Below are 26,699 nucleotides of genomic sequence, written 5' to 3' on the forward strand. Positions count from 1 at the left end.
CTGCCACGGTGGACCGGCGGGCTTACAGATGCCCGGTCGCATCACTGCCCAGTACGACCCGATTGCGTCCCTGGTATTTGGCGTGATACAGCGCCTGGTCGGCAATGCGCAGCAATTGTTCGGCGCTGGTGTGCTCATCGGGTTGCAGCGAGGCCACACCGATGCTGGCGGTGATGTAGCCGAAGGGCGAGTCGGCATGCGGCAGCTTCAGCGCATAGATGGCCTGGCAGATGTTCTCCGCCTGTTGCACGGCATGGTCGGTATCGCTCTCGGCGATGATGACGCTGAATTCCTCACCGCCATAGCGTGCTACCAGGTCGGTAGCGCGGCGCGAACTCTTCTGCAATACGCGCGCCACGATGCGCAGGCATTCGTCCCCGGCCAGGTGGCCGTAGCGGTCGTTATATTTCTTGAAGTAATCCACATCCAGCATCAGCAGGGCCAGCGCATGGCCGGAGCGCACCGAGCGCCGCAACTCATTGGCCAGCACCTCGTCGAAGCGGCGCCGGTTGGCCACGCCGGTGAGTCCGTCAGTGGCCGACAGCGCTTCCAGCTTGCGATTGGCCCGTTCCAGTTCGCGCGTGCGCAGGGCCACCTGCTGCTCCAGTTCTTCCTTGTTCTGCTGCAGCTTGCCGGCCATCTCGTTGAACTTGCGCGAGAGCACGGCGATCTCGTCACCGCCGTCCTGCTCGACACGCACCGTGGTATCGCCGCTGCCGGCTTCCTTCATCGCCCCCACCAGGCGTTGCAGCGGCTCGCTGATGCTGCGCGCGATCAGTGCCGACAGGAACAGCGATGCGGCAAAGCACAGCAGACCGATGGCGATGATCTTGTCGCGCACCGAGCGCGTATCGGCATTGAGCTTGTCGCTGGGCGTGGCGCTGACCACCCACCAGGAGGTGTGCGGCAACTGTGCGATGGCAGCGTAGTAGCGGGTCTTGTCAGCGCGTGTGTAGGCAATGAAGTCGCTCGTGCGGCGCTGGCCCAGGCTGGCGGTGATGCCCTCCAGCAGGGCCGGATCGGCAGTGCTCATGCTGGTATCCCGGCCCTGCACCACCACCGTACCGTCACTGGCATCGACGATGAAAAGACTGGAGTCGTAGCCCAGGTCGACGCCCTCGAAAATGCTGAAGAAATAGCTCGGCCGCACGCCGATGAAGAGGATGCCGGCGGCACGATTGTTGCCGGTGAAGCGGATCTCGCGCAGCATGGCCACGCTCTTCTGGCCGTGGCCGCCGTTGTAGAGGGTCCACCATGCGCGACCGGTGAGGTCCGGTGCATCCTCGGCCACGCGGCTGATGTTGCTGGCCAGGGGCGCGAAGATCTGCGGATCGATCACCTGGCGCCGACGGTCCAGCAGGTATTTCTGGTTCACGTCCGGCAGCGATCCGTAGGTATCGAGCAGCACCCGCGCCACCGCGCTGCGGGCGGCGGCACTGGCGGCTTCGTCGCCGCCGTAGTAGTGCGCCAGCAAACGCTGCAGCTTCTCGGACAGCGCCAGCTCTTCGCTCATGTCCTCGATCTTTTCCATGCGCAGCAGCAGGTTCTGCGAAATCTGCTTGGCGACCTGGACCGAATAGGCGCGCACCTTGTCCTGGGTGGCGCGGGTGGTCTCACGGTAGGCCAGCAGGCCCGATATCACCAGCGGTACCAGCGACACCAGGATGAAGGAATTGATGAGCCGATAGCGGATCTCGATCTTGCGCAGGAAGCCGAGCCAAAAGAAGTCGAACCGTCTGGGCATGGGAGGCGCCTCTCTTTACCGCGACGACAGTTGCGCCTGCTCGGCGATGGAGTCCTGCAGTGCGCGCGCGGCACGGGCCGGCGACTGGCGCCCCGACAGCACGGCCTGCAGCAGCGGATGCAGGATTTCAATCGTATTGACCGGCAGCAGCGAATAATACAAACCCGGCGACTGGCTGCCGGCGGCATCGCGCTTCATCTCCTCGACTAACGCAAACAAGGCGCGGTCGCCGCTGACGTCAGGCGCAATCACGCGAAACGGCGGGATGTTCTGGCGTTTGCCCTGCCAGATCGGCATGCCCGGCCCATACAGAAAATCCAGGAACTGTGCCGCCACCTGACGCTGGTGCGGACTGCTGCGCTGGGCCACGGCAAAACCGGTTTCACTGCCCAGCACCGGCCTGAGCGGCTGGCCCTTGTCATTCCAGGGTGGCACGAAGACACCCACGCGCATATTGCGCCCGCTCATCAGCGCGCCGGCCGCCCACGTCCCCTGGAAGGTCATCGCCGCGCGGCCTTCGGCGAACTGCTGCAAGGTGGCGTCATAGCCCGAGCGCAGGCAATCGGCCTGCACCATCTTCTGCTCCACCAGCGCGCGCAGGCGGGTGAAGATGGCGACGCCCTCGGGGTTGTCCAGCTGCAGCGTGCCATTGGCGATGCGCGCGCGCCAGTCCGGCACCCTGGCCGCGATCTGGTTGGCAAACCCGTAGCTGAAGGGACCATTGCCCAGCATGTTGGGAAAGCCCCCGGAGAGCGCCAGCGGAATGAAGCCGGCCTTGCGCAGCGCCGCGCCTGTGGCCAGGAAGGCCTCGAAGTCCCGTGGCGGCGCGGTGATGCCGGCGCGCTCGAACATGTCGCGGTTGTAGTAGATGAGCGAGGTGGCCACGCCCGAGGGGATACCGTAGCGGCGCCCACCCGGCGAGGTCCACTCGCGCTGCAGGATCTCGAGCATGTTGCCCCAGGCCTGGGTGTCGCCGACGTCGGCCAGCAATCCCTGGTCGGCCAGGGCCGCCGTGTAGGGGCTGGCGTTGACCGAGATGATGTCGGGCAGGCTGTCGGTCGCCGCGCGCGGCTTGAGGTTTTCCTCGACGGAATTGCCGATCATGAATTGCAGGTTGATGCGCACTTCCGGATGGATGCGCGTGAAGGCATCGACCACCCGGTGCATTTCCTCGGACCAGTCGGGAGTCCACACCAGCGCCGTCAGTACCACCGGCTCCGTAGCGGTAGCGGCGACGGCAGGGGCCGCATTGGACGCATCAGTGGCCGGTGCCGCCTCCTCACTACGCACGCACGCTGTCAGCAGCAGCGCTGCCGCTGCCCCTGCGATGATCATTTTCAGGCCGCCGATGATGCGCCCTGCCCTGTGTGTCGTACCTGATGGCCTGCAGCCTGAAAGACAGCTCGGATCAGGCACGCCTGTTACTGATGGCGTATTTCGGCCCCGCATTGATTCCCCCCGCGGCTAATGATTTTCTTGTGATACAGCCATGCGCCGAGGCCCGCCCTTTGCTCTGCCTGCGGTGCGCTCCGCGCCTCTTCGCCGCCCCTGCACGGACTCCCGGAACATGAGAACAATGACAACAAGTTTGCCAGCTTTTACCAGTTCCTGCACGCCTGCATTGCACCTTCCTTGTCTTCGCTCATCTTTTGCCGGGCTGCAATGCGGGCCTGCCTGGCCGCGACTTGATCTGCTGCCTGAAGGAATGCTGACAGCACCTTATAATGTGGCCCTCGCGCCCTCGGGGCGCCCGGTTCATCTTGCCTCATCCGGCTTGCAACATGCGCTCTGCCGACGATGCGGCCGTCTCACGAATTCCTCATGCACAACAAAGATACCTCGCTCTCCATGGGCAAATTTCCTCCATGGCTGGCCGTCCTGGCTGCCATGACCGCGATGGGCGCGCTGGCCATCGACATGTACCTGCCCAGCTTCACCGCCATCGCCAGGGATCTCGGCGTGGGCACCAACCTGGTCCAGCTCACGCTGGCCTCTTTCCTGGTCGGCCTGGCCGTCGGGCAGATGTTCTACGGCCCGCTGTCGGATCGCTTTGGTCGCAAGCCGCCGCTGTTCTTTGGCATCGCGCTGTACTTCGTCTGTTCGCTGCTGTGCATCTTTGCGCAGAACATCGAAATGCTGATCGTGCTGCGTCTGTTCCAGGGTCTTGGTGCCAGTGCCGGCATGGTGATCCCGCGCGCCATGGTGCGTGATCGCATGGGTGCCGAAGGGTCGGCCAAGGCATTCTCGATGCTGATGCTGGTGTTTGGCCTGGCGCCGATCCTGGCGCCTTTCATCGGCGGCCTGCTGCTGGTCTTTGCGAGCTGGCGCGGCATCTTCGTGGTACTGACGATCTTCGGCCTGCTGTGCATGCTGGGCACGCGCAAGTACCTGACCGAGACCGTGGACGTGGCCCGCGCCGAACCCCTGCACCTGGGCCGCACGCTGCGCCAGTACTGGGGCCTGCTGCGCCATCGCCAGTTCATGTCCTTCGTGCTGTGCGGCGGCCTGGTGCAGGCAGGCATGTTCGCCTATATCGCGGGTGGTCCTTTCGTGGTGATCGAATTGCATGGCGTCAAGCCGCAGTACTTCGGCTTCGTGTTCGCCTCCAACGCCATCGGCCTGATCGCAGCCTCGCAGATCAACGCGCGCCTGGTGATCAGGCGCTCGGCTGAACGTGTACTGGGCAAGGTGCTGTGGGTGCCGGCCGGCTTGTCGCTGGCGGTGGTGGTGATGGTGCTGGCTGGCCTGGAGAGCCTGCCGCTGCTGCTGTTGGGCTTCTTCGGTTTCCTCACGGCCTACGGCTTCACCGGTCCCAACGCCACCGCCATCGCCCTGAAGCATCAGGGCCGCCAGGCGGGTACGGCGGCGGCGCTGATGGGCACGCTGCAATTCGGCATGGGTGTGCTGTCGGGCGTGGTGATGAGCCTGTGGCATGACGGCACGGCCTTGCCGCTGGTGTCGGTGATGGCCTTCTGTGGCGTGAGCGCATTGCTGCTGTATCAATGCGTAGCCAAGCACGAGCCCGTCACGCAGGCGGTGCACTGACGCCGCCGCGACGGCGGGGGGAGCAGCGCTTCAGCGGCCCTTCACGTCGAGTGTGCGCTGAAAGAACGCGACGATTTCCTCATTGAAGAGGCGATGGAAGGCAGCGCGGTCGAAACCGGCCTGCGCCAAGGCTGTTGCGGTGTCGTAATGGGAGAGGTACGTACCACCGGTGCCGTGCGATATCACGATCAGCGGATGCAGGCCGGCAGACAGCGCCCCGTCCATCGCCACCTCCTGCGTGGTCCAACCCACATTCACTATGTGCGCAGGCGAGCTGCTGGGATACCAGATCGCCAGCCTGATGGGCTGCCCGCGCTCATCCTGCGTGGTCTGTTCCTGAAAGCCCACCGTCGCTGCAAAAAGCCGCGATCGCGGCCAGGTCTTCCAGCGAGTGGAGAGCCATGGGATCGGCCGCGATGGCGGCGATCACCCTTGCCATGCGGCATCGATACCGGCGGATCGAATCGGAGTCCATGGCGCAGTGTATGCCGGGCGCATGCAGATGACTTAGCCGATCTTGCGCTTTTTCCGCGTGGTCACATCGCAAGCCCTGACGCGCGAAGCCTTTGCTGCCTGCGGAGAGCTGATCGCATCGGGCCGCTGCGAGCGCGACATCAACTTCGGCGGGGCGCTCTGCCTGGCGCTGCCCAACCAGCCCCGGCGAATCCTGCAATAATGGCGGCTTGTCACAGCCGTGACCGGATGTGCCCGTGGCGCGCCGGTCCGGTCTGGCCTTTCATCCCATTGCCTTGCCCATGCTTCACGCCATCAGCGCCTCCATCCTGTGGGGCTTGTTCCCGCTCTACTTCAAGCTGCTCAAGGAAATTCCTTCCTTCGATATCGTCGTGCACCGGCTGTTCTGGTCTTGCGTGTTCCTGGTGGCGGTGCTGGCCTGGCGGCGCCAGTGGCGCTGGGTCGCCGAGGTCCGGCAGCGGCCTATGGTGGTGGCCGGCTTCCTGCTCTCGGCGCTGCTGCTGAGCGGCAACTGGACCCTCTACGTCTGGGCCGTCAACGCCGGGCGTATCGTCGATACCAGCCTGGGTTATTTCATGAGTCCGCTCATGAGCGTGTTGATGGGCTATCTGCTCTTGAAGGAGCGCATGCGGCCGTTGCAATGGCTGGCGGTGTTGCTGGCGCTGGGCGCGGTGATCTGGCTGACCATCGCCAATGGCAACCTGCCGTGGATTTCGCTATTGATCGCGCTGACCTTCGCTTTCTATGGCCTACTGCGCAAGACCGCACACCTGGGCGCGCTCGAAGGCCTGTCGCTGGAGACCCTGCTGATGCTGCCGCTGGTGCTGCTGATCCTGGGCGTGGATACCCTGCGCGACAGCAATGCCTTCACCCATGCGTCCACTTCGGCCAAGATCCTGCTGGCCCTGTCCGGCCCCATCACGGCGGTGCCGCTGCTGCTCTTTGCGCATGGGGCGCGCCGCATCCCCTTGTCGATGCTGGGCCTGCTGCAATACATTTCGCCCACCATCCAGCTGCTGAGCGGCGTGCTGATCTACGGCGAACCCTTCAGCGGGGCGCGCGCCATCGGCTTTTGCGTGATCTGGGCGGCGCTCGCGGTATACTCCGCCGAAGGCTTGTGGCGCTACCTGCGCACCCGTGCGCAAAGCTCGGCAGAGCCCAGCGCCGGCGGCGCTTGAACGCTGCCTTATCGTTTCCCCTCTTACTGGCAATTCATACCATGGCCCAATACGTCTTTACCATGAACCGCGTCGGCAAGATCGTGCCGCCGAAGCGGCAGATCCTCAAGGACATCTCGCTGTCCTTCTTCCCCGGCGCCAAGATCGGCGTGCTCGGCCTGAACGGCTCGGGCAAGTCCACCCTGCTCAAGATCATGGCCGGCATCGACAAGGAAATCGAGGGTGAAGCCATCCCGATGCCCAACCTGAACATCGGCTACCTGCCGCAGGAACCGCAGCTCGATCCCGACAAGACCGTGCGCCAGGAAGTCGAAAGCGCCCTGGGCGAAGTCTTCGAAGCCCAGGCCAAGCTCGATGCCGTCTATGCCGCCTATGCCGAGGAAGACGCCGACTTCGACGCCCTCGCCACCGAGCAGGCGCGTCTGGAAGCGATCATCGCCGCCGCCGATGGCAACAGCCTCAACCAGCAGCTGGAGATGGCCGCCGACGCACTGCGCCTGCCGCCGTGGGACGCCAGGATCGGCGTGCTCTCCGGTGGTGAAAAGCGCCGCGTGGCGCTGTGCAAGCTGCTGCTCTCCAAACCCGACATGCTGCTGCTGGACGAACCGACCAACCACCTCGACGCCGAATCGGTGGACTGGCTGGAGCAGTTCCTGCAACGCTTCCCCGGTACCGTGGTGGCCATCACCCACGATCGCTACTTCCTCGACAACGCCGCCGAATGGATTCTGGAACTGGACCGCGGTCACGGCATCCCCTGGAAGGGCAACTACAGCTCCTGGCTGGAACAGAAGGAAGCGCGACTGAAGCAGGAAGAGGCCAGCGAATCGGCCCGCCAGAAGACCATCGCCAAGGAACTGGAGTGGGTGCGCCAGAACCCCAAGGGCCGTCAGGCCAAGAGCAAGGCGCGTCTGGCCCGCTTCAACGAGCTGTCCGAATACGAATACCAGAAGCGCAACGAAACCCAGGAAATCTTCATTCCCGTGGCCGAGCGCCTGGGCAATGAAGTCATCGAATTCAAGAACGTCAGCAAGGGCTATGGCGACCGCCTGCTGATCGACGATCTGAACTTCAAGATTCCGGCCGGTGCCATCGTCGGCATCATCGGCCCCAACGGCGCCGGTAAATCGACCCTGTTCCGCATGCTGGCCGGCCGTGAAACCCCGGACAGCGGCGAAGTCGTGCTCGGCCCCACCGTCAAGGTGTCGCTGGTGGACCAGTCGCGCGAAGACCTGGGCAACAAGAAGACGGTCTTCGAAGATGTCTCGGGCGGTGCCGACATCCTCACCGTGGGCCGTTTCGAAATGCCTTCGCGCGCCTACCTGGGCCGCTTCAACTTCAAGGGCGGCGACCAGCAGAAGATCGTCGGCAACCTCTCCGGTGGCGAGCGCGGCCGTCTGCACCTGGCCAAGACCCTGCTGCAGGGCGGTAACGTCCTGCTGCTGGACGAACCGTCCAACGACCTCGACGTGGAAACCCTGCGCGCCCTGGAAGATGCGCTGCTGGAATTTGCCGGGACCGTGCTGGTGATCTCCCACGATCGCTGGTTCCTGGACCGTATCGCCACCCACATCATCGCCTTCGAAGGCGATTCGCAGGTCACCTTCTTCGACGGCAACTATCAGGAATACGAAGCCGACAAGAAGAAGCGCCTCGGTGAAGAAGCCGCCAAGCCCAAGCGTATCCGTTACAAGCCGGTTACGCGCTGATCGCTTGACCGATCCGTACGCTGAAGACGCCGCTGATACCAGCGGCGTTTTTTTTCGCCGGCGCGTCTTGTAAAGAGTTGTAGGGATGCATGACGCCGCCTGTCGCGCTGGCTACCATCGCGGGATCACAAGACCAACGGGAGTCCCGATGAAGATCCGCCTGGCGCCGGCACCTGCCCTGGCCCTCTGCACCTTGCTGGCGGCCTGCGCCACCCCGGTGCCCGTCACGCAGCTCGACAAGGATACCTACGTGCTGGTGGCCAGCTCGCGCTGGAGTGGCAATGACGGCGTTGCTGCGGAGAGTCTGCAGCAGGCCGATGAGTGGTGCCGCAAGACGGGCCGCCAGGTGCGCATCACCGGCAGCGAACGTTCCGAAGGCCTGTTCGGCGTGCTGCCGCCCAAGGTGATGCTCAGCTTCAGGTGCGATCCGGTCCGCCAGTAAGTTGTCTCGCATCCCGGGAACCGGCAGGAATCTTCCTGCACGGGTAGAATCACGCGCTCGTTCCGCCCACAAGGCGACAGATCAAGAAGAGGCCGTCACCCTATCGGGTGCACGATGAGTTCTCCACCGCAGTTCGCGTCACCCGCGCCTTCAACATAAAAAACGCGCCATCCCGTCATGATCGCCGTGATCGTCGTGATCGCCATCATGCACGGGCCTGTCTTCATCATTCATCCATTGCCATGCTTGCCACCATCACCCGCCTCTTTCCCGTGTGGGCGCTGCTGCTTTCCGCCGCTGCCTACTTCACCCCGCCGACCTTCACGCCCATCGGCAAATACATCACCCAGTTGTTGACGCTCATCATGCTGACCATGGGTGTGACCCTCACGGTGGACGACTTCAAGCGCATCATCAAGCGCCCCGCGCCGGTGGCCGCCGGCATCATCCTGCACTACCTGGTCATGCCGCTGGCCGCCTGGATCATCGCCAAGGTGCTGCGCATGCCGCCCGACCTCACCGCCGGCATGGTGCTGGTGGGCAGCGTCGCCTCCGGTACCGCTTCGAACGTGATGATCTATCTCTCGCGCGGCGACGTGGCGCTGTCGGTCACCATTTCCACGCTGTCGGCGCTGGTGTCGGTGTTTGCCACGCCGCTGCTGACCGAGCTGTACGTGGATGCCTCCATCCACTTCGACGCTCACGCCATGCTGATGTCCATCGTGCAGATCGTGGTGGTGCCCATCGCGGTCGGCCTGGTGCTGAACCTGTTCGCGGGCAAGCTGATCCGTCGCATCGAACCTTACCTGTCGCTGGTGTCGATGGTGGCCATCCTGCTGATCATCTCGGCGGTGGTCGCGGGCAGCCAGGCCAGTATCGCTTCGGTGGGCCTGGTGGTGCTGGTGGGCGTGATCCTGCATAACGGGCTGGGTCTGCTGGGCGGCTACTGGGGTGGCCGTCTGCTGGGCTTTGATGAAGCGGTCTGCCGTACGCTGGCCATCGAAGTCGGGATGCAGAATTCCGGGTTGGCTGCCGCCCTGGGCAAGCTGTATTTCACGCCTGTGGCGGCCTTGCCGGGCGCGCTGTTCTCGGTGTGGCACAACCTGTCGGGATCGATCCTGGCCGGTTACTGGCGCGGCCGTCCGCCGCGTGACTGAAGCACGCAGGGCCTGATGCCTTGCCCGATGCGACGGCCCGCTTCCTCACGGAGGCGGGCCGTTGTGCTTTGTGTGCAGCGTGGTCTGAAATTGCCCTACAATCCGCCATCAACGCACGTCCCACCCATCTCCAAGAGGAGGCCATTCCATGCAAAAACGCAAGTTCCTCAGTCTGGGCGCCTCGCTGCTGGCCGCGCCCGCCGCCCTGCCGGCACTGGCCGCTGACAAGAAGGCCGGCCCCGCCGCAGGTCCGGTGCTGCTCACCGTCACCGGCGACATCAGCAATGCCAATCGCGGCGCGCTCGATCCGGCGCTGGACCAGATGATGGCCAAGCAGAAACTGGCCTTCGACAAGGCCCACGTGTTTGATTTTGCCGCCCTCTCGGCGCTGCCCTCGATAGAGATCCATCCCACGCTGGAATACGATGGCCGCCGCCACAGCCTGCGCGGACCCTTGCTCTCGGAGGTTTTGCGCGCCGCCGGCGGACCTGCCGCCGTGCAGAACTGCGCCCTGCGCGCGGTGGATGGCTATGCGGTGCTGGTCTCGGCGGCCGATATCGCCAAGTACCGCTTCATCATCGCCACCCATCTGGATGGCAAGCCGATTCCGCTGGGCGGACTCGGGCCGCTGTGGGCCGTGTATGACGCCGACAGCTTCCCCGAGATGAGCGCGCGCCCCTTGCCGGAGCGCTTCGGCCAGTGTCCGTGGGGCCTGTATCACATCGCCGTGCGCAAGGCGTGACCCTGATCCGGCAGCGCCTCAGACATTGATGGCGCTGTCGGATTTCATGCGCTTGCGCAACTCGAACTTCTGGATCTTGCCGGTGGAGGTCTTGGGCAGCGGGCCGAAGTAGATCGCCTTGGGCACCTTGAACCCGGCCAGATGGCCCCGGCAGAATTCGGTCAGTTCGGCCGCATCGATGTTGGCCCCGTCCTTCAGTTCGACGAAGGCGCAGGGCGTCTCGCCCCATTTCTCATCCGGTTGCGCCACCACCGCTGCGGCCAGCACGGCGGGATGGCGGTACAGCACGTCTTCCACTTCCACGCTGGAAATGTTTTCTCCGCCGGAGATGATGATGTCCTTGCTGCGGTCCTTGATCTTGATGTAGCCATCGGCATTCATCACCCCCAGGTCGCCGGTATGGAACCAGCCACCGGCAAAGGCTTCATGCGTAGCCTTGTCGTTCTTCAGGTAACCCTTCATGCAGATGTTGCCGCGGAACATGATCTCGCCGATCTCCTCGCCATCGGGCGCCACCGGTTCCATGGTGTCCGGCGAGAGCACCGTCACGCCGCGCTGCAGGTGATAGCGCACACCCTGGCGCGACTTCTGCACGGCGCGTTGGTCCACCGACAACGCGCTCCACGCATCCTGCTCGGCACACACGGCGGCAGGTCCATAGACTTCGGTCAGTCCATAGACGTGGGTCAGTTCGAACTGCATCGCCTCCATCTTGGCCAGCACCGCTGCCGGTGGCGGTGCACCGGCCACCATCGCCTTGACCGGACCGCGAATGCCGGCGCGCCAGCTCTCGGGGGCATTGGCCAGCGCCGCATGCACGATGGGGGCGGCGCAGTAGTGGGTAATGCCATGTTCGGCGATCAGGTCGAACACCAGCCTGGGCTCGAACTTGCGCAGGCATACGTTCACGCCCGCGCGCGCGGCAATCGTCCACGGGAAGCACCAGCCGTTGCAATGGAACATGGGCAGCGTCCACAGGTAGACCGGATGCTTGGGCAGGTCCCATTCGAGGATGTTGGAGACGGCATTCAAGGCCGCGCCGCGATGGTGATAGACCACGCCCTTGGGGTCGCCGGTGGTGCCGGAGGTGTAGTTCAGCGCAATCGCATCCCATTCGTCAGCCGGCATGTGCCAGTCGAAATGTTCATCGCCCCCGGCCAGCAGGGCTTCGTATTCCAGATGGCCGAAGCGCTCACCGGCGACCGGTGGCGGGCCCAGCACGTCGAACACCTCGACGATCTTCAACGCCGGCAATTGCGTGCGCAACTGCTGCGCCAGCGCGGCGAATTCGCTGTCGATCAGCAACACCTTGGCCTCGCCATGACGCAGCATGAAGACGATGGAGTCGGCATCGAGCCGGATGTTGAGCGCATTCAATACCGCGCCGGCCATGGGCACGCCAAAGTGCGCCTCCACCATTGCCGGGGTATTGGGCAGCATGGCCGCGACGGTATCATTCCTGCCCACGCCCAGCTGCTGCAAGGCGCTGGCCAGGCGGCGCGTGCGGCGATAGGTCTGGTCCCAGTCCTGGCGTAGCGCGCCGTGGAGGATGGCGGTGCGCTTGCCATACACGGCGGCCGCGCGGGCGATGAAATCGAGGGGCGTGAGGGCCGCGTAGTTGGCGGCGTTGCGGCCAAGGCCGGTGTCGAAGTCTGCCATGTCTGTCTCCTTGCGGCGGGATGGTGGTGGCGGCCTGTGCATTTTTTATCAGCTGCCTGTGAGTTTTTGCACCAGGGCCTGTTCACATTAAATCTGCGAGATGCGTTGCCCCCAGAAGGCGTGGTGGCAAGGCGCGCGTCAGGGCTGGTGGTGGTGCCACCAGCCCTGACGTGCAACGCGGCCAGCGCGCCTTCTGGGGGCAACCCTCCGGGAGAGGCCGCCAAGCGTCGCCTGCCGTTGTTGCAGCTCCTTGCCGTGGCACCACCACGGCGCGTCGCCGCGCCTAGGCAGTCAACGCTTGGCGACCTCTCGCACTCGCAGATTTAATGTGAACAGGCCCTAGGGTAGCACTGAAGCCTGCTTGCGCTTTGTCATCGGCACGACAAGGCTGACATGCGACAATGTTTGCCGTCTTCTTCCTCCCCTGCCGCCCCCATGAGCAGCCCGATGGCGCAGCTTCTGCGGCAATACGACTGGTTCGTCGCGCTGGCGCCTGCCATCGTCGAGTCCGTCTCGTAACCTGCCATGTTCCGGGATTTCAGCGACCACTGCGGCCGGGTGGCGGCAAGTTTGCTACCATCTGCGCTTTCCCTCAATTCTGTACGGCCCGGCATGGGCTGATTTCTCATGAGCAAGTTCTGGAGTCCCATCGTCAGCCGCCTGACGCCCTACACCCCCGGCGAACAACCCAAGATCGCGCGCCTGGTCAAGCTCAATACCAACGAGAGCCCCTATGGCCCGTCGCCCCTGGCGTTGCAGGCCATCGCCCGCGAGGTCAGCGACAGCCTGCGCCTGTACCCCAATCCCGACGCCGAACCCCTGAAGCTGGCCATCGCCCGCCGCCACGCCGCCGACGGCATCAGCGCGCGCGAGGTGTTCGTGGGCAACGGCTCCGACGAGGTGCTGGCACACGCCTTCCAGGCCCTGCTGCAGCATGGCAAGCCCATCCTGTTCCCGGACATCACCTACAGCTTCTATCCGACCTATGCCGGCCTGTACCAGGTCGACTATCGCGCCGTGCCGCTGGCCGAGGATTTCACCCTGCGCACCGAGGATTACCTCGGCCACGGCGATGCCATCGGCGGCATCATCTTCCCCAACCCGAATGCGCCGACCGGCTGCCTGCTGGGACTGGACGAAGTGGAGCGCATCCTGCAGGGCAACCCGGAGCGCGTGGTGGTGGTCGATGAGGCCTATATCGATTTCGGCGGTCAGAGCGCCATCCCGCTGGTGCAGCGCTATCCAAACCTGCTGGTGGTGCAGACCTTCTCCAAGTCGCGCGCGCTGGCGGGCATGCGGGTCGGTTTTGCGGTCGGCCATGCCGACCTGATCGATGCACTGGAACGGGTCAAGAACAGTTTCAACTCCTATCCGCTGGACCGCCCCGCCATCGCCGGCGCGACCGCCGCCATCGAAGACGAAGCGTATTTCCGCAAGACCTGCGATATGGTCATCGCCAGCCGCACCGCGCTGGTGGCGCAATTGCAGGCGCTGGGCTTCGAGGTGCTGCCCTCGGCGGCCAACTTCGTCTTCGCCCGCCATCCGCAACGCGATGCCGCCGAGCTGGCCGCTGCCCTGCGCAGCGACGGCATCATCGTGCGCCACTTCAAGAGCGAGCGCATCAGGCAGTTCCTGCGCATCACCATCGGTACCGATGAGGATTGCGGCACCCTGGTGGAGGCATTGCGCCGCCATCTCGGCCAGCAGTAAGCCCCCCTCTGCGGGCCGCGCCGGTGTTGACCGCGCGGCCCGATGTGCAGAAAACGTCAAGCGCCTGCGGTGCGTCCCTCGCCCGCGCCCAGCGGCCTTTGCCGCCATGCCACCAGCGCCCCCGCCAGCAGCATCAGTGCAGAAAACGTCAGGCCGCGTTGCAGGCCGCCGGGACCATCGGCGATCCATCCGACGATGGACGGCCCGATGATCTGCCCCACGGCAAAGATGATGGTGAAGGCGCTGATGCCGGCCGGCCAATCGGCAGGCCGAAGGTTGTGACGCACCATCGCCGTGGTCGACGCCACGGCCGACAGGAAGCAGCCGCCAAACAGCAGCCCTGAGGCAAACACGGCCACCGGCTCGGCCGTCGTGGCCGGCAGCAGCGTAGCCAGACACAGCAGGCCGTTGAGGATGGCCAGCGACTGCCCGCCCCGGAAGCGGTCCAGCATGCGCGCCCAGATGCGCGAAGAAGCGAAAGTGGCCGCACCCAGCAGCGCAAAGAAGAGCGTGATGCGCGCCGGTGCCATGCCTTCTTCCTTGAGCAGGGCGATGACGAAGGTCATATAGCCGATATAGCCCAGCCCGAAGAACAGATAACCGATCAGCCCGAACAACAAACTGCGCGCACGCCACGTCCCGGCTTCGGCCGCCTGGGCCGGCGAGGTTGGCATGAGCCGTGCGGGCAGCGTCATGACCAGGCTGGCTGCCAGCGCCAGCGCGCCCAGCAGCATCCACGCCCATTGCCACGGATGAGGTGCGCCCTGCGCGGCGGCGGCCTCCATCACCGGTGGCAGCAGCAGCGAAGCGGCCACGATGCCGATGCCGGTACCGCCGTAATACAAGCCCAGCAGCAGGCCGGCGCGCTGCGCATGCAGCGCGGCCAGCCGGCTCACCAGCAAACCGCCCGAGACGAAGATGAGCGCACTGGTCACACCCGTTACTATCCGCAGCAGCAATTGCAGCAGCGTGTCCGTGGTCAGCGCCGGCAGGAAGGACAGCAGGGCGGTAGCGAAGGCCCCCGCGATCAGCACGCGGTGGGCCTGATAGCGGCGCATCAGGCGCGGGGTCAGCAGCGCGCCCAGCAGGTAGCCCAATGCATTGCCGGTATTCATGCCACCGGCGATCAGATAGGGCCAGCCGAGGTCAGCGCGCATCGGCGCCAGCAGCAGGGCATAGGAAAAGCGCGCCACACCGAGCGCCACGGCCGTGCCCAGCGACAGGGCCAGGGCGGTCAGAATGGGATGACGCAGGATGAAAGGCGAGGGCGCAGGCGCAGCGCGGCTGGTCATGGGGTGGCGTCTCCTGGCGGTCTTGTTGTGGTGTGGCGCCAGTGTAGCCGATGCCAGCTAGTTCATCGGCCGCCAGTTGTGCTGCCGCACCACGTGCAGGCAGGCATCCACCACCACGGGGTCGAGCCGGGTGCCGCTCTGGCGCTGGATCTCTTCCAGTGCCACCGCCATGCCCAGCGACTTGCGATAAGGCCGGTCGGCCGACATCGATTCCACGATGTCAGCCACCGTCAGGATGCGCGCCTCCAGCGGCAAGGCTTCGCCGCCGATCCCGCGCGGATAGCCGCTGCCGTCGAGGTACTCGTGATGACACCAGACGATCTCGGCGAGGTTGAACGGGAAACTGATCTTGTTGAGGATCTCGTAGCCGAACTGTACGTGCGTCTTGAGTACGCCGTATTCATCGGCCGTGATGCGTCCGGGTTTGGTCAGCAGTGCCAGCGGGATCCTGGCCTTGCCGATATCGTGGACCTGCGCGGCCATGTGCAGCACGTCGATGCGCTCGGCGGGCAGGTTCAGGTGGCGTCCTATCATCACCGCCAGCTCGGCAGTCTGGTCCTCGTGATTGGGCGTATAGCCGTCAGTGAGCCGATGCAGTGCGATCAAGGCATCGATGACTTCCTGGTAGATCTTGTTCGGTTCTGAAACTGGCATTCCTGTCCCTGCGTGATTGCAGCCGCTGGCAGCGTGCGTGGTCGCTCAGAGGTGTTGCGTGATGATGGTAAGGCAGGCGAGGCGCCTGCCATGAACCTTTACAGGTTGCTTGCTCTCTGAAGGGGCTCCCGCTGGGCGCCTTGACCTGCCAGTCCGACGACGCATGTTCATGCGCTTTCCCGGTTGTCGGATAATAGCGGCTTGCAATACTGAAACTCATTTCAGGAAAGAAATGATCGTGCGCAGTTTACAGTCCTGACTTATCGATGACAACCAAGCAGTCCTCTTCCCGTCGCCCTTTTCCGGTGAGCCTGATCTGGCGCAAGTTTGCCATTCCCCTGTTCTTCCTGCTGCTGGGCGTGGTGTTCGCTACCTGGGCGGCGCGCATTCCCGCGATCCGGGACCATCTGCAACTCGATGCGGCCACGCTGGCCCTGGTGCTGTTGTGCGGCGGCATCGGCGCGGTCGGCTCCTTCCCGCTGGCGGCCTGGATCACCGGTCACTATGGTGCGCGCCACAGTGCGCTCTATGCGGGCCTGGCCCTACTGGTCTCCTTGCCGCTGCTGGGCCTGGTCCCCGGCACGGGCATGCTGATGCTGGTCTGCACGATCTACGGTGCGGCCTCCAGCTGCTTCGACGTGGCCATCAACGCCTTGGGCGCACAGGCCGAACGCGAGGCCGGGCGGCCCATCATGTCCATGCTGCACGGCTGGTTCTGCGTGGGCACCTTCTCCGGCGCGCTGGCCGCCAGCGCCGTGGCGGGCATGGGCATCGCCCCGGTGTGGCACTTCCTGCTGGTGGCTGCGCTGTTCCTTTATCCGCTCTACGCGGGCTACCAGGCGCTGCCCGATGATCGTCCGGAGCACGATCCGGAGCGCAAGCTCTTCGCGCTGCCGCACGGGCATCTGGTAGTGCTGGGCGTGATCGCTTTTTGCGGCGCCATCGTCGAGGGTTCGGTGGCCGACTGGAGCGGCATCTACATGAAGGACCACATTGGCGCCAGCGACGGTGCCACGCCGCTGGCCTATGCCGCCTTTGCCGGCATGATGCTCATCATGCGCATGGTGGGCGACCGTCTCAAGGCCCGCTACGATGCGCGTCGCGTGGTCTGGATCGGTACTCTCGTGGCCAGCGGCGGCATCGCCCTGGCGGTGGCCGCGCCCGGCATGGCACTGGCCATCCTCGGCTTTGCCATTGCCGGTACCGGCGTGGCCGCGGTATTCCCCTTCGTCTTCAGCGCCGCCGGACGGCACGGTTCGAGTGCGCTGGCGGCCGTGGCCACGCTGGGTTACAGCGGCAGTCTGATCGGCCCGCCTGCATTCGGCTTCCTGGCCCACGGCTGGGGTTTGCAGGCGGCACTGGCCTTGCTGGGTGTGCTGTGCCTGGCCATGGCCGGTTCCAGCCGGCGCGCGCAATGGCTGCAGTAACGCTGGCAGCCACGCCTATTACTCAACATCAACAAGGAAAAAATACGATGCGCAACCTGGTCCTGCTGCCGGGCTTCATGCTCAATGAACATCTGTGGGATGACATGCAGGCCGACCTCGCCACGCTGGGTCCGCTGCACTTTGGCGATCTCGGTCAGGACATCGGCATCCAGGCCATGGCCGATGCCGTGCTGCGCCAGGCGCCGGAGCGCTTCGTGCTGTTGGGCTTCTCGATGGGCGGTTTCGTGGCGCAGGCCATTGCGCTGAAGGCGCCCGAGCGGGTGCTGGGCCTGGGCTTGCTCAATACCTCATCGCGACCGCAGACAGAGCGTGAATCCCAGGGCACGCTGGCGCAGATCGAACTGGCACAGCGCACTCCCTTCAAGGGCCTGACCTCGCGGGCGCTGGCTTCGTCGCTGCATCCGGCGCGCAGCACCGATCGCGTCCTGCTGGACCGGCTGCAGGCGATGGCGCTGGCCAACGGCAAGGAAGTCTTCCTGCGTCAGCTGCAGACCCTGCGCGACAGCAACGCCGAGAACCTGCAGCAGTTGCGCTGCCCGGTGCTCATCGTCAGCAGTGACGAAGACAGATTGCGCAGTGTGGAAGAGTCGGAAGAGATGGCGCGCCAGATACCGCAATCGCGCCTGGAGATCATCAGTGACTGTGGTCACATGACGCCGATGGAAAAACCGCAGGAACTGTTCAGGATCATCTCGGACTGGATTGCCCGCTCAGGCTTGTAAGCCCGGGGCGCCGTCCCGCCGAGGAACGGCGCCGCACAACATCGGGCATCAACCTTCGTCCAGCTCCTTGCCCGGTGCCCCGGCGGCACGCCGGCCGGGGCCCTTGTTCATTTCATCCAGGCCGCCGGTGCCGCGCAGGTCGGTATCGACCTGGCCCTTGCGGATGTCGTCATAGGCCTGGCGGATTTCCGGACGCTCGACCTGATGGCCGCTGCGGCCAGGATCCTGGGGCGCGGCGTTCTGGTCATGCTCATGCGGCAGACGTGGCTTGTCTTGTTTGGGATGACGATCTTTTCTGGTTCTCAGGAAGCTGGTCATGGTGATGGTCCTCGCAAGTGAATGATTGACTCTTCTTTTGCCGCAGGGCGATGAGGTGTGAAGGTGGTCACAGCGCATCGGTTGCCTTGCGTATGCACGAAGCGAACAGGTACGACCGGGCCTCCGCTCAGAAGTGCCGCGAGTTACACCACGAATAAAAAAAATAAGGATTTGTCCTACAGCCAATTCGTACCGGAGCACAGCATCACTGCAGCAGATGACGAGCGAACGCCCGGCCGGGCGCACCAGTACTGGCGCTGTTCCTCATGGGCTGCGAATTGAAGAGCTGCATAAAAAAGGCGGACCTGTGGACCGGCCCGCCGTTTACTTAGTTTTTATTTACTTAGTTTTTATGCGCTGCAAAGGGGGACAAGCTCATCCATTCTCACTCAGCGCCATCTCACAATGACAGTCGCGCCCGTGCCGCGCGATATTCTTCCTCGAGCCGGTCGACCATCTCGGCCACCGTGGGGACATCCTCCATCAGACCCACGCCTTGTCCGGCGCCCCAGATATCGCGCCAGGCCTTGGCCTTGCTGCCGCCACCGGAGCCGAAGTTCATCTTGGTCTTGTCCGCCTCGGGCAGGTTGTCCGGATCGAGGCCGGCGTTGACGATGGACTTCTTGAGGTAGTTACCGTGCACGCCGGTGAAGAGGTTGGTGTAGACCACATCGGCTGCGGTGGATTCCACGATAGCCTGGCGATAAGCCTCGTCGATGTTCGATTCGCGCGTGGCCAGCCAGCGCGAACCCATGTAGGCGAAGTCCGCCCCCATGGCCTGGGCCGCCAGTACGGCGTCGCCGGTGGCAATCGCGCCCGACAGGGCCAGCGGTCCCTTGAACATCTTGCGCACCTCGCCCACCAGCGCGAAGGGGGAGAGCGTCCCGGCATGACCACCGGCGCCCGCCGCCACCAGGATCAGCCCGTCGACCCCGGCTTCCAGCGCCTTTTCGGCGTGGCGCAGCGAGATCACGTCATGCAGGACGATGCCGCCATAGCTGTGTACGGCGTCCAGCATCTCTTTGGGCGGAGCGCGCAGGCTGGAGATGATGATGGGCACCTGATGCTTGACGCAGGTGGCGACGTCCTGCGCCAGGCGGTCATTGGACTGGTGCACGATCTGGTTGACCGCGATCGGCCCGACCCGGCGCTGCGGATGGGCGGCCTGCCACTGCGCCAGCTCTTCCTGCAGCTGGGTCAGCCAGGTATCGAGCAACTCGGCCGGGCGCGCGTTGAGCGCAGGAAACGATCCGACCAGCCCGGCCTTGCACTGGGCTGCCACCAGCGCCGGGCCGCTGGCAATGAACATGGGCGAGCAGATGATGGGCAGGCGCAGATCTTGCAATGCTTTGGGGTAAGCAGGGGCTGGTGGCATGGTCGTCTCTCGTGGGTTGTCGTTATCTGAAGGCAACAGGGCTTGGCCTTGTGCCGCTTTTGTCCCGCGATTATAGGACAAAAAGCGACAAAATATAACGGTCGTGCTTTTTGTTGCGTCGTTGGGAAATATTCAGGAAATTATTTATATGATTTACTGTCTTTCCCCGACCATGTGCTATGTTTTCCACAAAGCCTGGTGCAAAACAGGCCAGCAGGCGTTACCGGGGGCGTCTTGCAGACCGGCTCAGCCGGAGGGGCCAAGCCCGACTTTCATTCGTCGTCTTTTGCCGTAGGGGGGAATCATGCAACACTTTGATCTCGTCAATGTCCTCATCATCATTCTGGCCGCTGTCGCACTGATCGGGGGCGCGGTGCTGCACAAGCGCGCACTGAAAAAGTCCCTGATCAATGCCGACAAGCTGGCAGTGCGCCGTTTGCGTCGTTATCGCCAGCAATGAAGACGGGCGCGGGCGGAGCTGCTACCGTGCTGGTAGCAGGGCTGGCGTAGTCTTCGTGCGTGCTTTTTCCACTTCGCACGGCAGTGCACTGTGCAGCAGGCGTTCGCGATGCCATGTGCGGGGGCTACTGCGCTGTAGGGTATCCGTGCCGTCCTGATTGTCCGCTTCTGCTGGCCAGTGGCCATCGCCTGTAGTGATCTGCCGTAGATCCGGTGTCTTCCCGCGTTTTGTCCGGGCAGTGCAGTGCGTACGGGCAGCTCGGATTCATCTCGGCGATTGCACCGCCGGTCAGATACGGATGATGCGCGCCCCGTGCGTAGGGGATCTTCACCTGTGCATAAATTAACAGCTGCGCCTGGCAGCCGGACAGGCTGTGCATAAATCTAAGTGTTTATTTTCGGCGAGGGCGGTGGGATGCGGGTTGGCGGCCGATTTGGACTCTTGAATCTAATGGTCGCCATGCAACGCAAGGTCTGACTGGCGATAAAAGGCCGTCACATGGCCGAATGAACGGCATGGGATTTTCACCTGTGCATAAATTAACAGCGGGCTCGGGCGATTCAGCGCAGTAAGTCCATGTGCTCTGTGGAGAATCAGCCGCGTCACTCGTGCCGCTGTATAGGCGGTTTCGGGGCGATATGAAGGAAACGGCCTCTTGCAGCCTGTTGGCGGCCCTCGCGGCGCGCGGCCTGTGGAAATGTTGAAGGAATGCGCGGTTTGACGAGCGCCGATCCTGGCGGATGGCGGGAGTCAGGTTCGCCATCACCCTAAACCTTGATGCTGGCATCCTCAACTCAGCAGCGAACTCCCGGATCAGTGACCAGCCCTGGATTCTGCACGGGTCAGCATGCGCACAAACCGTTCGCCCAAAGCAAAAACCCTCGCTACTTGCGTAACGAGGGTTTTTGGGGGTAACAAGCCTGACGATGACCTACTTTCACACTGGTTGCAGCACTATCATCGGCGCGAAGTCGTTTCACGGTCCTGTTCGGGATGGGAAGGGGTGGTACCAACTTGCTATAGTCATCAGGCATAACTTGTAAAGTCAGTTGCTCTCGATGGAGCAGCAACTGACCCAAACTGGAAGAAGTATTTAGTAGATTCTTGGGTGTGATGCACTAGGGCAAACACAATATATGCTCAACCTGTCTATAACAGAGCTAATGTTATAGGAACAAGCCGCACGGGCAATTAGTATCAGTTAGCTTAACGCATTACTGCGCTTCCACACCTGACCTATCAACGTCCTGGTCTCGAACGACCCTTTAGGGGAATCTAGTTCCCGGGAAGTCTCATCTCAAGGCGAGTTTCCCGCTTAGATGCTTTCAGCGGTTATCTCTTCCGAACTTAGCTACTCGGCAATGCCACTGGCGTGACAACCGATACACCAGAGGTTCGTCCACTCCGGTCCTCTCGTACTAGGAGCAGCCCCCTTCAAACTTCCAACGCCCACGGCAGATAGGGACCAAACTGTCTCACGACGTTTTAAACCCAGCTCACGTACCACTTTAAATGGCGAACAGCCATACCCTTGGGACCGGCTACAGCCCCAGGATGTGATGAGCCGACATCGAGGTGCCAAACTCCCCCGTCGATATGAACTCTTGGGAGGAATCAGCCTGTTATCCCCAGAGTACCTTTTATCCGTTGAGCGATGGCCCTTCCATACAGAACCACCGGATCACTATGTCCTACTTTCGTACCTGCTCGACTTGTCAGTCTCGCAGTTAAGCACGCTTATGCCATTGCACTATTAGCACGATGTCCGACCGTACCTAGCGTACCTTCGAACTCCTCCGTTACACTTTGGGAGGAGACCGCCCCAGTCAAACTGCCTACCATGCACTGTCCCCGATCCGGATAACGGACCAAGGTTAGAACCTCAAACAAACCAGGGTGGTATTTCAAGGTCGGCTCCACAGAAACTAGCGTTCCTGCTTCAAAGCCTCCCACCTATCCTACACAGATTGGTTCAAAGTCCAATGCAAAGCTACAGTAAAGGTTCATGGGGTCTTTCCGTCTAGCCGCGGGTAGATTGCATCATCACAAACATTTCAACTTCGCTGAGTCTCGGGAGGAGACAGTGTGGCCATCGTTACGCCATTCGTGCAGGTCGGAACTTACCCGACAAGGAATTTCGCTACCTTAGGACCGTTATAGTTACGGCCGCCGTTTACTGGGACTTCAATCAAGAGCTTGCACCCCATCATTTAATCTTCCAGCACCGGGCAGGCGTCACACCCTATACGTCCACTTTCGTGTTTGCAGAGTGCTGTGTTTTTATTAAACAGTCGCAGCCACCATTTTATTGCAACCCTTTTGTCCTTCTGGCGCAGGCCAGTCAAACTACTTGGGCGTACCTTATCCCGAAGTTACGGTACCAATTTGCCGAGTTCCTTCTCCCGAGTTCTCTCAAGCGCCTTAGAATACTCATCTCGCCCACCTGTGTCGGTTTGCGGTACGGTCTCGTTAGACTGAAGCTTAGAGGCTTTTCTTGGAACCACTTCCGATTGCTTCGCGAACAAGTTCGCTCGTCTCATACCCTTGAATTACGCTGCCGGATTTGCCTAACAGCCTTCTTCGATACAAAAACCGGGACATCCAACACCCGGACAACCTTCCGCGATCCGTCCCCCCATCGCATCTAACGACGGTGCAGGAATATTAACCTGCTTCCCATCAGCTACGCATCTCTGCCTCGCCTTAGGGGCCGACTCACCCTGCTCCGATGAACGTTGAACAGGAAACCTTGGGCTTACGGCGTGCGGGCTTTTCACCCGCATTATCGCTACTCATGTCAGCATTCGCACTTCTGATACCTCCAGCATCCTTTACAAGACACCTTCACAGGCTTACAGAACGCTCTCCTACCATATCCTTACGGATATCCGCAGCTTCGGTGACTGGCTTAGCCCCGTTACATCTTCCGCGCAGGACGACTCGATCAGTGAGCTATTACGCTTTCTTTAAAGGATGGCTGCTTCTAAGCCAACCTCCTGACTGTTTTAGCCTTCCCACTTCGTTTTCCACTTAGCCAATCTTTGGGACCTTAGCTGGCGGTCTGGGTTGTTTCCCTCTTGACGTCGGACGTTAGCACCCGGCGTCTGTCTCCCAAGCTCGCACTCATCGGTATTCGGAGTTTGCAATGGTTTGGTAAGTCGCGATGACCCCCTAGCCATAACAGTGCTCTACCCCCGATGGTGATACTTGAGGCACTACCTAAATAGTTTTCGGAGAGAACCAGCTATTTCCAGATTTGTTTAGCCTTTCACCCCTATCCACAGCTCATCCCCTAATTTTTCAACATTAGTGGGTTCGGTCCTCCAGTGCGTGTTACCGCACCTTCAACCTGGCCATGGATAGATCATCTGGTTTCGGGTCTACACCCAGCGACTGAACGCCCTATTCGGACTCGATTTCTCTGCGCCTTCCCTATTCGGTTAAGCTTGCCACTGAATGTAAGTCGCTGACCCATTATACAAAAGGTACGCAGTCACCCCTTACGAGGCTCCTACTGTTTGTATGCACACGGTTTCAGGATCTATTTCACTCCCCTTCCGGGGTTCTTTTCGCCTTTCCCTCACGGTACTGGTTCACTATCGGTCGATTACGAGTATTTAGCCTTGGAGGATGGTCCCCCCATATTCAGACAGGATTTCACGTGTCCCGCCCTACTTGTCGCAAGCCTAGTTCCACACCATCGATTTCGCATACGGGGCTATCACCCACTATGGCCGGACTTTCCATTCCGTTTTGCTATCGTTGATGCTAAATCTTGCAGGCTGATCCCATTTCGCTCGCCACTACTTTGGGAATCTCGGTTGATTTCTTTTCCTGTAGCTACTTAGATGTTTCAGTTCGCCACGTTCGCTTCGTTACCCTATGTATTCAGATAACGATGACCTTACGGCCGGGTTTCCCCATTCGGAAATCTGCGGATCAAAGCTTGTTTGCCAGCTCCCCGCAGCTTATCGCAAGCTACTACGTCCTTCATCGCCTGTAATCGCCAAGGCATCCACCATGTGCACTTATTCGCTTGTTCCTATAACGTTAGCCTCTTTTACAAGAGCGTTATATGAAGCGTTGAGTTTTAGCGTTTGCCGTATTCCAAAGTAAGTCTTCTAATTGCTAAGATCACTTCGTAATACTTTGATTGATACAATCACACCCATTTTTACTTTCGCAAGAACCGTAGTCCTGGCGATCGTTTAAATGAATCTTTACTTCTTCCAGATTGTTAAAGAACAAAAACAGCCATTGATCGTAAAAGATCAAACCTAAATCGCTACGTCATACACGCTGACTTAGGTTTGACATTTCTTGGTGGAGGTTGACGGGATCGAACCGACGACCCCCTGCTTGCAAAGCAGGTGCTCTCCCAGCTGAGCTAAACCCCCGAAACCTTGGTGGGTCTGGTTGGGCTCGAACCAACGACCCCCGCGTTATCAACACGGTGCTCTAACCAGCTGAGCTACAGACCCGCTTGGATCAGTATCAGTAGCCAGTCGATGACCTTGTGTCACAGACCGCGCTTCACCAAATAACTGTTCTTAATTTACAGCCGATAAGTGTGGACGCTTAACTTCGTGCGCACTCTAGAAAGGAGGTGATCCAGCCGCACCTTCCGATACGGCTACCTTGTTACGACTTCACCCCAGTCACGAATCCTACCGTGGTGAGCGCCCTCCTTGCGGTTAGGCTACCCACTTCTGGTAAAACCCGCTCCCATGGTGTGACGGGCGGTGTGTACAAGACCCGGGAACGTATTCACCGCGACATGCTGATCCGCGATTACTAGCGATTCCAACTTCATGGAGTCGAGTTGCAGACTCCAATCCGGACTACGATACACTTTCTGGGATTAGCTCCCCCTCGCGGGTTGGCGGCCCTCTGTATGTACCATTGTATGACGTGTGAAGCCCTACCCATAAGGGCCATGAGGACTTGACGTCATCCCCACCTTCCTCCGGTTTGTCACCGGCAGTCTCATTAGAGTGCCCTTTCGTAGCAACTAATGACAAGGGTTGCGCTCGTTGCGGGACTTAACCCAACATCTCACGACACGAGCTGACGACAGCCATGCAGCACCTGTGTGATGGTTCTCTTTCGAGCACTCCCAAATCTCTTCGGGATTCCATCCATGTCAAGGGTAGGTAAGGTTTTTCGCGTTGCATCGAATTAATCCACATCATCCACCGCTTGTGCGGGTCCCCGTCAATTCCTTTGAGTTTTAATCTTGCGACCGTACTCCCCAGGCGGTCTACTTCACGCGTTAGCTGCGTTACCAAGTCAATTAAGACCCGACAACTAGTAGACATCGTTTAGGGCGTGGACTACCAGGGTATCTAATCCTGTTTGCTCCCCACGCTTTCGTGCATGAGCGTCAGTGTTATCCCAGGGGGCTGCCTTCGCCATCGGTATTCCTCCACATATCTACGCATTTCACTGCTACACGTGGAATTCTACCCCCCTCTGACACACTCTAGCCGTGCAGTCACAAATGCAATTCCCAGGTTGAGCCCGGGGATTTCACATCTGTCTTACACAACCGCCTGCGCACGCTTTACGCCCAGTAATTCCGATTAACGCTTGCACCCTACGTATTACCGCGGCTGCTGGCACGTAGTTAGCCGGTGCTTATTCTTCAGGTACCGTCATTAGTTCTGGATATTAGCCAAAACCGTTTCTTCCCTGACAAAAGAGCTTTACAACCCGAAGGCCTTCTTCACTCACGCGGCATTGCTGGATCAGGGTTGCCCCCATTGTCCAAAATTCCCCACTGCTGCCTCCCGTAGGAGTCTGGGCCGTGTCTCAGTCCCAGTGTGGCTGGTCGTCCTCTCAGACCAGCTACTGATCGTCGCCTTGGTAGGCTTTTACCCCACCAACTAGCTAATCAGATATCGGCCGCTCCAGGAGCATGAGGTCTTGCGATCCCCCACTTTCATCCGTAGATCGTATGCGGTATTAGCTAATCTTTCGACTAGTTATCCCCCACTCTAGGGCACGTTCCGATATATTACTCACCCGTTCGCCACTCGCCATCAGGAGCAAGCTCCTATGCTGCCGTTCGACTTGCATGTGTAAGGCATGCCGCCAGCGTTCAATCTGAGCCAGGATCAAACTCTTTAGTTTAATCTCTGTTTTGTGCCATTTCTGGCTACCCCGAAGGGCATCGCTCTCTCAAAATACTGACAGGTAATTTCTTGCGAACTTACCTATATTTCTTGTGAGCATTTAATATTTAAAGTTTCCAGAACCAAGGCTCTGTCGCACTTCATTAAACGCCCACGCTTATCGGCTGTTAATTTTTAAAGATCTGTCTGCCGCAAACGCGCTTGGCGCTGTTTGCATCGCTGCGAATCGTTTTGTTCGTCAGCAGCAGAGAAACGAGATTATGTAGCAGTTTGCTTATCGCGTCAACTACTTTTTTGCGATTCGCTTTAAATTTTTTCGTCTCGCTTAACTTCCGCTTCGACTACTTCCATTTAAAACGCCTTACAACCTGCTTCACACCTCTTTGCTTGCCGGTTCAGCTTGGTTTGCTTTTCAGCTCCGATCACTAACCCGGCC

General features: G+C 61.2%; 20 protein-coding genes, 2 tRNA genes and 3 rRNA genes. 12 read left to right on the forward strand and 13 right to left on the reverse strand.

From position 1 onward, the window contains the following. Positions 1–22: 22 nt before the first annotated feature. Both AACH55_RS24405 and AACH55_RS24410 read right to left on the reverse strand, forming a co-directional pair. Positions 23–1,744 carry a diguanylate cyclase gene (locus AACH55_RS24405; RefSeq protein WP_338717269.1) on the reverse strand — a complete coding sequence of 574 codons (1,722 nt, stop codon included), beginning with the start codon at positions 1,742–1,744 and terminating at the stop codon, positions 23–25. 15 nt (positions 1,745–1,759) lie between these two features. Next, positions 1,760–3,079 carry an extracellular solute-binding protein gene (locus AACH55_RS24410; RefSeq protein ID WP_338717270.1) on the reverse strand — a complete coding sequence of 440 codons (1,320 nt, stop codon included), beginning with the start codon at positions 3,077–3,079 and terminating at the stop codon, positions 1,760–1,762. A gap of 486 nt (positions 3,080–3,565) precedes the next feature. Here AACH55_RS24410 and AACH55_RS24415 point away from each other — a divergent pair, with 486 nt between their 5' ends. Then, positions 3,566–4,789 carry a Bcr/CflA family multidrug efflux MFS transporter gene (locus AACH55_RS24415; RefSeq protein WP_338717271.1) on the forward strand — a complete coding sequence of 408 codons (1,224 nt, stop codon included), beginning with the start codon at positions 3,566–3,568 and terminating at the stop codon, positions 4,787–4,789. Positions 4,790–4,819: 30 nt separating this feature from the next. Here the strand turns inward: AACH55_RS24415 and AACH55_RS24420 are convergent, their stop codons facing one another. Further along, positions 4,820–5,137, reverse strand: a complete 318-nt coding sequence (locus tag AACH55_RS24420) for a hypothetical protein (protein WP_338717272.1) — start codon at positions 5,135–5,137, stop codon at positions 4,820–4,822. A gap of 169 nt (positions 5,138–5,306) precedes the next feature. Here AACH55_RS24420 and AACH55_RS24425 point away from each other — a divergent pair, with 169 nt between their 5' ends. The 6 genes from AACH55_RS24425 to AACH55_RS24450 all read left to right on the forward strand — a co-directional run bounded on the left by AACH55_RS24425 (position 5,307) and on the right by AACH55_RS24450 (position 10,491). Then, entirely contained in the window at positions 5,307–5,465 is a 159-nt protein-coding gene (locus AACH55_RS24425) for a hypothetical protein (RefSeq protein ID WP_338717273.1), read from the forward strand. Positions 5,466–5,544: 79 nt separating this feature from the next. Continuing rightward, positions 5,545–6,441: an EamA family transporter RarD gene (gene rarD / locus AACH55_RS24430; RefSeq protein WP_338720414.1), complete on the forward strand. Its 897-nt coding sequence runs from the start codon at positions 5,545–5,547 to the stop codon at positions 6,439–6,441. Positions 6,442–6,482: 41 nt separating this feature from the next. Further along, positions 6,483–8,150, forward strand: a complete 1,668-nt coding sequence (gene ettA / locus AACH55_RS24435; protein ID WP_338717274.1) for an energy-dependent translational throttle protein EttA — start codon at positions 6,483–6,485, stop codon at positions 8,148–8,150. Between the two features lie 148 nt (positions 8,151–8,298). Further along, a complete protein-coding gene (locus AACH55_RS24440; RefSeq protein ID WP_338717276.1) occupies positions 8,299–8,592 on the forward strand; it encodes a hypothetical protein in 294 nt (97 codons plus the stop codon). 242 nt (positions 8,593–8,834) lie between these two features. Continuing rightward, positions 8,835–9,749 carry a bile acid:sodium symporter family protein gene (locus AACH55_RS24445; protein WP_338717277.1) on the forward strand — a complete coding sequence of 305 codons (915 nt, stop codon included), beginning with the start codon at positions 8,835–8,837 and terminating at the stop codon, positions 9,747–9,749. A 148-nt stretch (positions 9,750–9,897) separates the two neighbouring features. Next, positions 9,898–10,491 carry a molybdopterin-dependent oxidoreductase gene (locus AACH55_RS24450; protein ID WP_338717278.1) on the forward strand — a complete coding sequence of 198 codons (594 nt, stop codon included), beginning with the start codon at positions 9,898–9,900 and terminating at the stop codon, positions 10,489–10,491. An 18-nt stretch (positions 10,492–10,509) separates the two neighbouring features. Here AACH55_RS24450 and AACH55_RS24455 read toward each other — a convergent pair whose 3' ends face one another. After that, on the reverse strand, positions 10,510–12,150 hold the full coding sequence (locus AACH55_RS24455; protein ID WP_338717280.1) for an acyl-CoA synthetase: 1,641 nt from the start codon (positions 12,148–12,150) through the stop codon (positions 10,510–10,512). A gap of 393 nt (positions 12,151–12,543) precedes the next feature. Here AACH55_RS24455 and AACH55_RS24460 point away from each other — a divergent pair, with 393 nt between their 5' ends. Further along, entirely contained in the window at positions 12,544–12,669 is a 126-nt protein-coding gene (locus AACH55_RS24460; protein ID WP_338717281.1) for a hypothetical protein, read from the forward strand. A 108-nt stretch (positions 12,670–12,777) separates the two neighbouring features. Next, entirely contained in the window at positions 12,778–13,860 is a 1,083-nt protein-coding gene (hisC, locus tag AACH55_RS24465) for a histidinol-phosphate transaminase (RefSeq protein WP_338717282.1), read from the forward strand. A gap of 56 nt (positions 13,861–13,916) precedes the next feature. Here the strand turns inward: hisC and AACH55_RS24470 are convergent, their stop codons facing one another. Beyond that, on the reverse strand, positions 13,917–15,152 hold the full coding sequence (locus AACH55_RS24470) for a YbfB/YjiJ family MFS transporter (protein ID WP_338717284.1): 1,236 nt from the start codon (positions 15,150–15,152) through the stop codon (positions 13,917–13,919). Between the two features lie 57 nt (positions 15,153–15,209). Further along, positions 15,210–15,806 (reverse strand): HD domain-containing phosphohydrolase, encoded by a 597-nt coding sequence (locus AACH55_RS24475; RefSeq protein WP_338717285.1) that lies wholly within the window; start codon positions 15,804–15,806, stop codon positions 15,210–15,212. A gap of 266 nt (positions 15,807–16,072) precedes the next feature. On the opposite strand from AACH55_RS24475, the gene AACH55_RS24480 reads away from it, so the two are divergent. Next, complete coding sequence (locus AACH55_RS24480) at positions 16,073–17,233, forward strand: MFS transporter (RefSeq protein ID WP_338717286.1); 1,161 nt, start codon at positions 16,073–16,075, stop codon at positions 17,231–17,233. Positions 17,234–17,280: 47 nt separating this feature from the next. Further along, positions 17,281–17,976, forward strand: coding sequence for an alpha/beta hydrolase (locus AACH55_RS24485; protein ID WP_338717287.1), 696 nt, complete (start codon positions 17,281–17,283; stop codon positions 17,974–17,976). A 48-nt stretch (positions 17,977–18,024) separates the two neighbouring features. Here the strand turns inward: AACH55_RS24485 and AACH55_RS24490 are convergent, their stop codons facing one another. Both AACH55_RS24490 and AACH55_RS24495 read right to left on the reverse strand, forming a co-directional pair. After that, on the reverse strand, positions 18,025–18,294 hold the full coding sequence (locus tag AACH55_RS24490) for a hypothetical protein (protein WP_338717289.1): 270 nt from the start codon (positions 18,292–18,294) through the stop codon (positions 18,025–18,027). 400 nt (positions 18,295–18,694) lie between these two features. After that, entirely contained in the window at positions 18,695–19,669 is a 975-nt protein-coding gene (locus AACH55_RS24495; RefSeq protein WP_338717290.1) for a nitronate monooxygenase family protein, read from the reverse strand. Between the two features lie 304 nt (positions 19,670–19,973). On the opposite strand from AACH55_RS24495, the gene AACH55_RS24500 reads away from it, so the two are divergent. Continuing rightward, a complete protein-coding gene (locus AACH55_RS24500) occupies positions 19,974–20,129 on the forward strand; it encodes a hypothetical protein (RefSeq protein WP_338717291.1) in 156 nt (51 codons plus the stop codon). 918 nt (positions 20,130–21,047) lie between these two features. On the opposite strand, the gene rrf is transcribed toward AACH55_RS24500, so the two are convergent. The 5 genes from rrf to AACH55_RS24525 form a co-directional block, all read right to left on the reverse strand. Beyond that, positions 21,048–21,160: ribosomal RNA gene (gene rrf, locus AACH55_RS24505) — 5S ribosomal RNA — on the reverse strand. A 139-nt stretch (positions 21,161–21,299) separates the two neighbouring features. Further along, positions 21,300–24,171, reverse strand: a 23S ribosomal RNA gene (locus AACH55_RS24510). 279 nt (positions 24,172–24,450) lie between these two features. Then, positions 24,451–24,526, reverse strand: a tRNA-Ala gene (locus tag AACH55_RS24515). Between the two features lie 7 nt (positions 24,527–24,533). Beyond that, positions 24,534–24,610, reverse strand: a tRNA-Ile gene (locus AACH55_RS24520). Positions 24,611–24,728: 118 nt separating this feature from the next. Then, positions 24,729–26,261: ribosomal RNA gene (locus tag AACH55_RS24525) — 16S ribosomal RNA — on the reverse strand. The 16S, 23S and 5S rRNA genes sit together here with 2 tRNA genes alongside, the layout of an rRNA operon. Positions 26,262–26,699 lie beyond the last annotated feature (438 nt).

Source organism: Herbaspirillum sp. DW155 (genome assembly GCF_037076565.1).
In the GTDB taxonomy this organism is placed as follows: domain Bacteria; phylum Pseudomonadota; class Gammaproteobacteria; order Burkholderiales; family Burkholderiaceae_D; genus Herbaspirillum.

What these genes read in the sequence shown, in the direction of transcription:
- AACH55_RS24450 (WP_338717278.1), top strand. Translation starts at nt 9,898, where the DNA reads ATGCAAAAACGCAAGTTCCTCAGTCTGGGCGCCTCGCTGCTGGCCGCG.
- AACH55_RS24470 (WP_338717284.1), bottom strand. Translation starts at nt 15,152, where the DNA reads ATGACCAGCCGCGCTGCGCCTGCGCCCTCGCCTTTCATCCTGCGTCAT.
- AACH55_RS24485 (WP_338717287.1), top strand. Translation starts at nt 17,281, where the DNA reads ATGCGCAACCTGGTCCTGCTGCCGGGCTTCATGCTCAATGAACATCTG.
- AACH55_RS24445 (WP_338717277.1), top strand. Translation starts at nt 8,835, where the DNA reads ATGCTTGCCACCATCACCCGCCTCTTTCCCGTGTGGGCGCTGCTGCTT.
- hisC (WP_338717282.1), top strand. Translation starts at nt 12,778, where the DNA reads ATGAGCAAGTTCTGGAGTCCCATCGTCAGCCGCCTGACGCCCTACACC.
- AACH55_RS24460 (WP_338717281.1), top strand. Translation starts at nt 12,544, where the DNA reads ATGCGACAATGTTTGCCGTCTTCTTCCTCCCCTGCCGCCCCCATGAGC.
- ettA (WP_338717274.1), top strand. Translation starts at nt 6,483, where the DNA reads ATGGCCCAATACGTCTTTACCATGAACCGCGTCGGCAAGATCGTGCCG.
- AACH55_RS24405 (WP_338717269.1), bottom strand. Translation starts at nt 1,744, where the DNA reads ATGCCCAGACGGTTCGACTTCTTTTGGCTCGGCTTCCTGCGCAAGATC.
- AACH55_RS24440 (WP_338717276.1), top strand. Translation starts at nt 8,299, where the DNA reads ATGAAGATCCGCCTGGCGCCGGCACCTGCCCTGGCCCTCTGCACCTTG.
- AACH55_RS24495 (WP_338717290.1), bottom strand. Translation starts at nt 19,669, where the DNA reads ATGCCACCAGCCCCTGCTTACCCCAAAGCATTGCAAGATCTGCGCCTG.
- AACH55_RS24455 (WP_338717280.1), bottom strand. Translation starts at nt 12,150, where the DNA reads ATGGCAGACTTCGACACCGGCCTTGGCCGCAACGCCGCCAACTACGCG.
- rarD (WP_338720414.1), top strand. Translation starts at nt 5,545, where the DNA reads ATGCTTCACGCCATCAGCGCCTCCATCCTGTGGGGCTTGTTCCCGCTC.
- AACH55_RS24410 (WP_338717270.1), bottom strand. Translation starts at nt 3,079, where the DNA reads ATGATCATCGCAGGGGCAGCGGCAGCGCTGCTGCTGACAGCGTGCGTG.
- AACH55_RS24480 (WP_338717286.1), top strand. Translation starts at nt 16,073, where the DNA reads ATGACAACCAAGCAGTCCTCTTCCCGTCGCCCTTTTCCGGTGAGCCTG.
- AACH55_RS24415 (WP_338717271.1), top strand. Translation starts at nt 3,566, where the DNA reads ATGCACAACAAAGATACCTCGCTCTCCATGGGCAAATTTCCTCCATGG.
- AACH55_RS24475 (WP_338717285.1), bottom strand. Translation starts at nt 15,806, where the DNA reads ATGCCAGTTTCAGAACCGAACAAGATCTACCAGGAAGTCATCGATGCC.
- AACH55_RS24490 (WP_338717289.1), bottom strand. Translation starts at nt 18,294, where the DNA reads ATGACCAGCTTCCTGAGAACCAGAAAAGATCGTCATCCCAAACAAGAC.
- AACH55_RS24500 (WP_338717291.1), top strand. Translation starts at nt 19,974, where the DNA reads ATGCAACACTTTGATCTCGTCAATGTCCTCATCATCATTCTGGCCGCT.